Genomic DNA, 6609 nt, shown 5'->3' with positions numbered 1-6609 from the left:
GACAAGCTTCACGAAGAAGTTCGATTTCCTTTTCAGATACATACTTTGGTATTCGTTTTCCCACTTTAGGCTATTTAATTTTGGAGGCGGGATTCATCTGTAGGTAACCTTCTTCATGAGACCACCGAAACAAAGACTTCATAAAGCGAATTCTATGTGAAAGGCTAGATGGTTTTAAATGCTTCTCATGCTTTTGACAGTAGCATTATTTCTACCTCCTAAAAAGTTATTATTAGAGGGATTATTGCCAACTCTATCGAAATAGAGGCATATTAGATGTTACAAATGCTTGGGCAGCAGAGGGATGAAAACAAGGATGAATTGCACTATAAAGCACTTCGTGGGATAACTTTGCATCCCAATATGTGGCAAGGAAACTAAAATTACTTCAGTATGGAACAGACATTCATATGAGTTAAAGTAACCGTAAAACACAAGACTCCTTCTTCAACAACGAGGGAGTTACTTAAAAAAGATTACCGCTTTTTTCTTATTGAACTAAAGAAGCAGGTAAATTTAATAAAGTGCATGCAATAAGGGAGGATAATGTGAGAAATAGAGGTTCGGTTGTACTTGTAGAAAATAACAAGGTTGGCCTGATTAAAAGAAATAGGAACGGTTCTGTTTACTATGTTTTTCCTGGTGGTGGAATTGAAGAAGGCGAAAATCCTGAAACAGGGGCAAAAAGAGAAGCTTTTGAGGAATTAGGTGTAAAAGTCAATGTTAATGAGTGCATTGCTAAAGTTAAATTTAACGGTATACAATACTTTTTCTTAGCTGAAATTATTGAAGGTTCTTTTGGTACTGGGCAAGGTGAAGAATACACAGATGAAAATAGAAATAGAGGTACATATCAGCCGATGTGGGTAGACATAGAAAACCTGTTATCAATAGATGTTAGACCTAAAGAAGTTGTAGAAAGGATACATTCCTTATTCAACTAAAGGGGCAGGATAGTTAAAGAAACACACTTCCATATTTGTCCATTTTACGATATGCTAACTTATACAGTAATTTCTAGAGTGGAGTGTTTTCGTGGTTCAATTATGGAGGGCATTTGGAGTATTAGTTCCTTTATTCTTAATAATCGTTTTAGCGGTTATTTTGATTACTTACTTTGTTAGCAGAAAGAGAAAATTAGATTTCAAAAATGTAATTGTTAACGTGATGCTTGTTCTTAGCGTTGTTGGAATTTTATTGGTAACTGTTTATCCTAAAGTATATGGTCCTGGAATGCCGAGAATCGTTAACTTAGTACCTTTTATTGGAATGTACAATATAATGTTTCATTCAGTTGATATAAGCGTACCTATTCGTAATTTAGGGCTTAATATTTTTCTATTTGTTCCTTTTGGGTTTTTTCTAACTTTGAAAAAGTCGTCTTTTCAAAAGAATCTAAAACTATTTGTAATACTAACAGGATTTCTGTTTTCTTTGTTTATTGAAATGGTGCAGTTTTCTATTCCTATGGGGCGTTCCGTGGATGTAGATGATGTAATATTAAATACTATTGGCACATTTTTAGGGTTTATAACTTGGAAACTTCTCCATTCTAAATTGCGAAGTATTCCCTCTTCTAAGGAAGCGTCAAATGGTCATATTTAATACCTATCTTATTGAACTAACGGAGTGCTTTACTTGAAGATCATTGAGTTGCATATGCAGCTCTTTTTTCTTTATTGAACTAACGGGGCAGGTTAGTGAAAGAAGGTTGTGATAAACTTAACTTATGAAAAATTCAAAAAAGGTATTTTATATGAGACGAAATATTATTATTTTCATTATATTTGGAGTTGTTCTTCTATTATCGGTATTTTTATTTAATCATACTTTCTCTCGCTCTTATCATCATATATTTACGAAAACATCAGATTTAAGTAAAGAAAACATTGAAGGGTTATTTTTAAATGATGATTTTTATAGTGAAGCTATCACAAAAAGGTATTGGGAGAAGACAGAAAGAAGTAGGAATGTAACAAATTATGATTATTTTGAGTTAAAGAAAGGTATTGAAATAGCAGTAAATGAAACAGGAAACATTACGAGATTTATTATAACTAACAGCAGTTTAGAGACTATAAAAGGAATAAAAATTGGTGACAAAAAGGAAGATGTAATAAAAGTATATGGAGATAATTGTTATTTTCGTTCCGAACAAGGAGCAGATATTATCGGCTATGTAAATAAAAAAAGCGATACATCTATAGAATTCTGGTTATTTGATGGAAAAGTTGATATTTATAAACTTGATAATAAATCAATGAAGTGAAACTTATTTATCTAGATTTCTATTTATTTTCCACTTTCGGTTGTAATAAATGTGAAATATTGTACTTAAACTAACGGGGGCTTTACTTGAAGATCATTGAGTTGCATATGCAGCTCTTTTTTTATTCAACTAAAGGGGCAGGTTAATTCAATAAGTAACTGTTTCTTGTGGTGAAATTTGTTTCAAATGAAGGTGAAAAGGCGGAACGATGAAAAAAACTTTTAATAACCTATATTCGAAAAAAATCGCATTATCTAGCACATAAATATTTAATTAATTCTTAGGCATATTCAGATAAAATATATATGTCTATTTATTTTTTCTAGATCTTGTAACGTTTTATTATTTCGTTAGTTATTTTAGTGAAGGAGGGGAGGAAGTGAACTTTGAGGATATTTATCAAGCGTATTTTCATGATGTTTACTTATATACAAAGTCTTTAGTAGCTGACAAGGATATAGCTGAAGAAATTACACAAGAAACATTTTTTTAGGCGCTGAAATCATTTCATCAGTTTGATGGCAAAAAAGATGTGAGAGCGTGGCTTTTTACAATTGCTAAAAATACATACTTTACGCATTATAAAAAGCAAAAACGAGTGATAAACATGGAAGGGAATTCAGCGTTAAAGGATGTCCAACTTGTAAACTATTTGATGAACGAAGAACAAGCGTTGGTGATTCATCGATTTTTACACGCAATGGAAGAGCCATATAAAGAAGTTTTCTCCCTTCGAACATTTGGTGAGCTTTCTTTTGAGGCAATTGGCCATTTATTTGGAAAAAGTGATGGTTGGGCTAGAGTAACGTATTACCGTGCAAAAAAGAAAATAACAGCGTATATGGAGGCGAAACAAAATGAAGGATACTAAATGTACAGTCATTCAAGATTTTGTGCCACTTTATGTAGATGAGGTAGTAAGTGATGATACGAAATCGTTAGTTAATGAGCATTTACTTACATGCGAGGATTGTAGAAATGAATATGAGCAAATGAAAAGAACGCTTTATGTACCAATTGAAAATAAAGCCACTTTGTTCAGTCAGCTTAAAAAACGATGGAATCGCAAAAAATGGCTTCTTATTTTTGGTTCTGTTTTAACGACCACATTAATAGGGTTTGCACTATTTTCATTCATATTTTATTACGCAGAGCCAATTCCTTATACAGCAGATTTATTTGAACTTGAAGAAACGGCAGATGGAACGCTTGTTTTAAATTATTTTGGAGAAAGTCATGCAGGATCGCATACGACACACTCTTTAGAAGTTGAAATAGATGGGGAAGTAAAAAAATTAGCTTAATTTATTATGATAAAACAATCGCCCATTCGCCTACTAGTAACTTTTTACGAGAGGAAAAAAAAATTGGACCTGAACGATTAGAGTTAGTAGATAGTGAAACGGTTGATGCAGTTTACTATGGGGACTTTGAACTTGATAAAGTAACCAAAGAAAAAGAGCAAACATGGGAAGAACTTTTACAACAAATGACGTTGATTTGGGAGAGGTAAATATGAAGTAAATTAAACCGCATTTAAGCATATTACGGATAACCGTATCATAAGTGAAATTTTATTAATTCGTTATACAAAAAACGTTTCCAAATCAAAGTTTGGAAACAAACTTAAAAGCCACAAATGTTGTGAATCAACGTTCGTGGATTTTCTTATGAACATTGTTTATGCACTTTTGTTAAAAGTCAGTCATAGCAAAGGTTTTGAAGCATTTGAAGTAATGTTGCACCATCGTCTTTGATGAATAAAATCGTGTATAAAAATTCAAGTCCTATCGTTGTAAATCAGCATAAATCTGACTAGACCCCTTATTGTACTAACGGGGCAGGTTAGTTGAATAAGAAATTACTGGAATAAAAATCTGATTATTGTTAATGTTAAGATATAGATGTTTTATAACTATAGAAAAATCGAAAGAGGTGTGTGGATTATGTTAGTACATAAGGTTGATGATGAAGTTTCTTTGAGATTATTTAATAAAGATGATTCAGAAGAGTTCTATGATTTAACGATTAATTCAAAGTCTTATTTAAAAGAGTGGCTTGGTTGGCTCGATTATACAAAGAGTGTAGAAGATACTGCGCAAAATATTCAATCAAGATGTAATGAGCTTGTTGAAAATGGGGGATATCCACAATCATTTGCAATTATATATAATGGGGAAATTGCTGGTACAATCGGATTTAATGAAATAAATAAGGCTAACAAAATAGGTGTTGTGGGATATTGGTTGGGTGAAAAATTTCAAGGAAAAGGTATAATGTCTAAGGCATTCAAAGCAGTAATTGATTACGGATTTAATGACCTTAAACTAAATCGAATTGAAGTTAGAATCGCAGTTGAAAATAAAAAAAGTAGAGCGCTTCCTGAAAGGTTCGGTTTCAAAAAGGAAGGGGAAATAAGACAAGCAGAGTGGTTATATGACCATTATGTAGACCACGTTATTTATGGGCTTTTGGCAATTGAATGGAAATAAGCTATTCAAATGTTAAACACCCTTCTTCAACTAACGGGGGCTTTACTTGAAGATCATTGAGTTGCATATGCAGCTCTTTTTTCTTTATTGAACTAACGGGGCAGTTTAGTGTAATAACTTTATTTCAAATTTATGTTAAAATTTGGGTGTTTATCAATGTGAAAGGTGTTGGAATGATTTAGTCGAGTTACCTCAAAAACAAAGATATACTTTGGACTATCTGTTATCCTTTTGCTATATGGGATTTTTTCTTGGATTCCTTATTTGGTATTTAACATTAGTTCTTAACCCAAGTGGATTGTTTTTAGGTTATTTATCAAACAACAGATTCATAGTTTTAAGCAATTTAATTATGGTCTTCAGTTTTATTCCTATTTTGATATTTGTTTATCTAACAAAAGGGTACATTTCGATGTAATTGTTGCTACATTTTTATATGAACCCCACCAAGCTCCTTATAGAAGCAACGGGGGAACTTTAATAAAATATAGTATAAAGGACCAGAAATTCAATATATAAAAGGTGGAAAATGACATGGCAAGAAAGTACCGATTATATCAAATTGATTCATTTACGAAAGAAAAATTATCAGGTAATCCGGCTGGTGTAATAACAAATGCAGATGGTTTATCTTCGGGTGAGATGCAGAGGATTGCTAGAGAGCTTAACAATTCGGAAACGGCATTTATCTTTAAATCAGACAATAGCAAATCTGATGTACATATTCGTTTTTTTACGCCTACTCATGAGGTTCCTATCTGTGGACATGCGACGATCGCTGCCCACTATGCTCGTGCAGTTGAAAATAGTTTAAATACAGTTAAAGTTTATCATAAAACTGGTGCCGGCATTTTACCAGTCGATGTGATTAATGAAGATAATGATTACAAAATTATTATGACGCAGGGTAGTATAAGTTTTGAAACTGTGATTGAAGGTGTAGCTTTAGAAAACATATTTACAGCTTTCAATATTAGTGAAAATGATTTACTAGAAGATTGTCCAGTACAAATCGTTTCTACCGGGCATTCTAAGGTGATGATTGGAATTAAAAATTCGGAACTTCTCAACCAATTAAACCCTAATATGGATTTACTCACAAAAGTCAGTGGATTAATTAATTGCAATGGTTTCTATGTTTTTACGATGAATGCTCCCGACTCTAATATTTTAATTCATGGAAGAATGTTTGCTCCTGCAATTGGTATTAACGAAGACCCTGTTACAGGTAATGCGAACGGTCCTTTAGGCGCTTACTTGATACATCATAGACTTGTCAAACATGATAATACTTTATTTAGTTTTAAAGCAGTGCAGGGCGAAGCTATAAAACGGGCGGGTATTATTGATGTTCAAGTGAAAATTTGTAATCAGGAACCAGAGGAAGTAAGAATTGCAGGAAATGCTGTAATCGTATTTAAGTCCGAGTTATTACTTGATTAGCAATTCACATGTAAAAATTTGAATCGTAAATGGAGGTCTTTATTAATACGAATTTCAGTCATATAAACTGTAAATCATAATAAAGTTATTTCTATGACGGTGAATTTTGTATTATTTTTAATGGGGGGAATTTGTGAAATAATACACTCAAACTAACGGGGTGCATTAGTAAAAAGGGCAGCGTCATATATACGTTGCCCTTTATTAAAAGTACCTTTGATAAAACTCTTTTCTATGTCTCCCGCTTAATTGAGCATAAATCCGGGTGGTTTCGCTTTTCTCATGTTCCATCAGACTTTGAATAACTTCAATAGGTGCACCATTGTTTAATAAATGAGTGGCGTAACTATGTCTGAGTTGATGTGGATGTATCTCTTTATTAATTCTTGCACGATTTGAGATTCG

At 32.6% G+C, this 6609-nt stretch carries 8 protein-coding genes and 2 pseudogenes; 8 read left to right on the top strand and 2 right to left on the bottom strand.

Features of this window, described 5'->3' with window-relative positions:
• A pseudogene (locus JFL43_RS22275) lies at nucleotides 1–184 on the bottom strand (integrase); the annotation flags it as partial.
• A gap of 148 nt (nucleotides 185–332) precedes the next feature.
• Here JFL43_RS22275 and JFL43_RS23305 point away from each other — a divergent pair.
• The 8 genes and pseudogenes from JFL43_RS23305 to JFL43_RS01890 form a co-directional block, all read left to right on the top strand.
• A pseudogene (locus tag JFL43_RS23305) lies at nucleotides 333–419 on the top strand (GNAT family N-acetyltransferase); the annotation flags it as partial.
• A 129-nt stretch (nucleotides 420–548) separates the two neighbouring features.
• The gene (locus JFL43_RS01920) at nucleotides 549–944 is read left to right on the top strand and encodes an NUDIX hydrolase (RefSeq protein WP_200747701.1); all 396 of its coding nucleotides are present in this window, start codon (nucleotides 549–551) and stop codon (nucleotides 942–944) included.
• A 91-nt stretch (nucleotides 945–1035) separates the two neighbouring features.
• Complete coding sequence (locus JFL43_RS01915; protein ID WP_200747700.1) at nucleotides 1036–1605, top strand: VanZ family protein; 570 nt, start codon at nucleotides 1036–1038, stop codon at nucleotides 1603–1605.
• Between the two features lie 151 nt (nucleotides 1606–1756).
• Nucleotides 1757–2269 carry a hypothetical protein gene (locus tag JFL43_RS01910; RefSeq protein ID WP_200747699.1) on the top strand — a complete coding sequence of 171 codons (513 nt, stop codon included), beginning with the start codon at nucleotides 1757–1759 and terminating at the stop codon, nucleotides 2267–2269.
• 496 nt (nucleotides 2270–2765) lie between these two features.
• Nucleotides 2766–3140 (top strand): RNA polymerase sigma factor, encoded by a 375-nt coding sequence (locus JFL43_RS01905; protein ID WP_234447556.1) that lies wholly within the window; start codon nucleotides 2766–2768, stop codon nucleotides 3138–3140.
• Complete coding sequence (locus JFL43_RS01900; RefSeq protein ID WP_200747698.1) at nucleotides 3127–3573, top strand: zf-HC2 domain-containing protein; 447 nt, start codon at nucleotides 3127–3129, stop codon at nucleotides 3571–3573. The genes JFL43_RS01905 and JFL43_RS01900 overlap by 14 nt, the downstream gene beginning before the upstream one ends.
• Before the next feature lie 642 nt (nucleotides 3574–4215).
• On the top strand, nucleotides 4216–4761 hold the full coding sequence (locus tag JFL43_RS01895) for a GNAT family N-acetyltransferase (RefSeq protein WP_200747697.1): 546 nt from the start codon (nucleotides 4216–4218) through the stop codon (nucleotides 4759–4761).
• Between the two features lie 534 nt (nucleotides 4762–5295).
• Nucleotides 5296–6204 (top strand): PhzF family isomerase, encoded by a 909-nt coding sequence (locus tag JFL43_RS01890; RefSeq protein ID WP_200747696.1) that lies wholly within the window; start codon nucleotides 5296–5298, stop codon nucleotides 6202–6204.
• A 204-nt stretch (nucleotides 6205–6408) separates the two neighbouring features.
• Here the strand turns inward: JFL43_RS01890 and JFL43_RS01885 are convergent.
• Nucleotides 6409–6609, bottom strand: a 201-nt coding sequence (locus tag JFL43_RS01885) for a tyrosine-type recombinase/integrase (RefSeq protein ID WP_200747695.1), incomplete at its 5' end; no start/stop codon positions are given.

It is taken from the genome of Viridibacillus soli (assembly GCF_016612995.1).
Lineage (GTDB): Bacteria > Bacillota > Bacilli > Bacillales_A > Planococcaceae > Viridibacillus > Viridibacillus soli.
Note: the sequence above shows the minus strand (reverse complement) of the source record. Positions and strands in the feature narration are given on the sequence as shown.